The organism is Vibrio sp. 10N.286.49.E11, from assembly GCF_041469505.1.
Taxonomy (GTDB): domain Bacteria; phylum Pseudomonadota; class Gammaproteobacteria; order Enterobacterales; family Vibrionaceae; genus Vibrio; species Vibrio crassostreae_C.
Genome location: NZ_JBFRKQ010000086.1, coordinates 1 through 2,524, shown reverse-complemented (window position 1 = coordinate 2,524; position 2,524 = coordinate 1). Strand labels below are relative to the sequence as shown.

2 protein-coding genes are annotated in these 2,524 nt (G+C 46.7%); both read left to right on the top strand.

Annotation, left to right across the window (positions count from 1 at the left end; genetic code table 11):
• The first annotated feature begins 118 nt into the window (after positions 1-118).
• A complete protein-coding gene (locus AB4167_RS19590) occupies positions 119-1,252 on the top strand; it encodes a carbohydrate ABC transporter permease (protein ID WP_372136915.1) in 1,134 nt (377 codons plus the stop codon).
• Between the two features lie 18 nt (positions 1,253-1,270).
• Positions 1,271-2,512 (top strand): hypothetical protein, encoded by a 1,242-nt coding sequence (locus AB4167_RS19585; protein WP_372136914.1) that lies wholly within the window; start codon positions 1,271-1,273, stop codon positions 2,510-2,512.
• Positions 2,513-2,524: the final 12 nt, after the last annotated feature.

The following is a 2,524-nucleotide window of genomic DNA, read 5'->3' as shown; positions in this document are numbered from 1 at the left end:
GCTTTAACTGATCGGCATTAACCCACTTGAGCAACCATTCAAATTTAACTTTGCACAGGTTCAACCTAGTAACTGGGGGGCAGCATACCAACTGGGTCAAGAAGGTAACAACGCACCTATGTTTGGTGGTTTTGCTCCGGGAGCGACGGTCAACTTTACAGTCACTTACGCTGTTGAACAGGGCAAAGAGTTTCAGGTACCGACCATTGAAGTTCCACGTCGCCGTCCAGGTACTGGCATGGCAGCAGCAACGGTGACAGATTTTGCTTCTGATTATGCAGTGGTTAGCGAACCTCGTCTGGTTGCTTCAAGTGATGATGTCACCTATGTCGAAAGGCGTGGTCGTAACGAGATCACAAAGCAAGGCCAAAGCCAAACTTGGGAATTTAACATTCTTTACCAAGGAAACGGTCCTGAAATTGCGACGCTTCCACTAACCGTAGAATCACCTCGTGGACAAGTGTTGATTGATAGCACCCTGGCACCAAGCAAGATGGAGCGTCGTGGTCGAGTCGCTGCATGGGATAACGCAACACCGGGTGTGATCGGCTATGTATTCAAGTCTTACGTTCGTGTTTACACAGAGTCTGTGAGTTTGGATACAGGTAAGAGCTTGTTCATGAGCTGGACCATCAACTCGTTCTTTATCGCGATTGGTAAGGTGATTTTGACTCTGTTCCTCGCGTGCACCGCAGGCTATGCATTAGCACGATTGAAGTTCACTGGTGCACGTGCTGTATTCGCTTTCATGTTGTTCAGTATGATGATTCCAGCACAGGTGACGTTTATTTCTAACTACTTAATTTACAAAGATATTGGGTTGTTAAACACACCTTGGGCGGTCATAACTGCGGTGGTGGCATCCGGTCAAGTACTCATCATGAAGCAGTTCTTTGAAAACATTCCCAAAGAACTGGAAGAAGCGGCAATCGTCGACGGTGCTAGCCCGTTAGTGATTCTTTGGAAAGTATTTATGCCATTGGCTAAACCAGCCATTTTGTCTGTAACCATCCTTGGCTTTCAAGGGGCCTGGAATGACTTCTTCTGGCCACTGGTGGTGATAAACAGCCCTGCGGATGCATTCACGCTTCCTGTTGGTCTATTAAGTTTACGTAACGCCTATGGCGTAGCAGGTGACTGGAACCTGATTCTTGCAGGCGCGTTCCTGTCGACAATTCCAGTACTTATTGTATTTATGGTTTTTCAACGTTACTTCGTTGGTAACGATATTTCTTCCGCTGTTAAAGGTTAATCCTCGGGGATATTTAAGATGTTTATGAACTACACCGCTGGTCAAGGCGAACTAAAAAATTGGATCGTTGAAGAGACGGCATTTGATTCAGCACTTCAAGGTAAATGTGAAGTGGTAATGAGCCAAGGTAACGGCTACATGGGTGCCCGTAGTGCCACGGAAGAAAAGTATGTAGGCCAAGTGCGTAACCTATTCATCGCAGGTACTTATAACAAGTTCGATGAAGAGGAAGTAACCGAGCTTCCAAATGCTGCAGACATGAGTTCAATTGAGATGTTCATTGATGGCCGTCGTTTCCATCTAGAGTCTGGCGAAGTAAGTAACTACTCACGTCGTCTAAACGTTAAGAATGGTGAGCTGACTCGTGAGTTCACTTGGACAAATACAGAAGGCAAAACGTTTGAGATGCGCTTCCGTCGCTTTATCTCTCAAGCAAACCTTCATCTAATGGCGTTCGACGTTCAAGTTAAGGCTGTAAACAGCGATGCGAAAATCGAAATCCGCTCAGGTGTCGATGCTCAGCTATCTAACTCTGGTGCTCAGCACTTCCACGAAGGTGAAAAGCGTATCTACGACAAGCGCTTCATTGAGCTGCTACAACACACGACAGAAAGCAAAGTTGATTTCGTATTCCTAACGTCTCATCGCTACTTCGTAAATGGTACAGAAGTTGAGATCGACCCAGGTCTACAGATGGACCGTCGTAAGGTATGGCTGAACATCCATCAAGAGCTAAAAGCAGGCGAGACATTTGGCACTGAGAAAGTGGGTGTTGTACACACTTCTCGTGACAAGCAGTTCGATGTTGAAGGCTACGAGCTTCAAGCTCTACGTGACCACGCACTAACTAACCTAAAAATGAATGCTGACCGCAGCTTTGACGAGCTACTAGCAGACAGCGGAGTTGAGTGGGACAAGCGTTGGGACAACATGAACATCACTATCGGTGGCAACGATTTTGACCAACTAGCGACTCGTTTTGCTCAGTACCAGTTAAACATCTTCACGCCAATGCACGACTCTCGTTTCGGTATCGGTGCGAAAGGTCTATCAGGCGAGGGCTACAAAGGTCACTCGTTCTGGGATACAGAAGTATTTATGCTTCCGTTCTTCATCTACACAATGCCAGAAGTTGCACGCAGTCTACTTGAGTACCGCTTCAAAACACTGGGCGGCGCACGTAAGAAAGCAGCAGACAACGGTTACATTGGCGCTCAGTTCCCATGGGAATCTGCACTAACAGGTGAAGAAGTAACGTGATGTATGGAATCC

Bases quoted from the DNA above. Each gene is read 5' to 3' on its own strand.
- AB4167_RS19590 (WP_372136915.1), top strand. From the start codon at position 119: ATGTTTGGTGGTTTTGCTCCGGGAGCGACGGTCAACTTTACAGTCACT.
- AB4167_RS19585 (WP_372136914.1), top strand. From the start codon at position 1,271: ATGTTTATGAACTACACCGCTGGTCAAGGCGAACTAAAAAATTGGATC.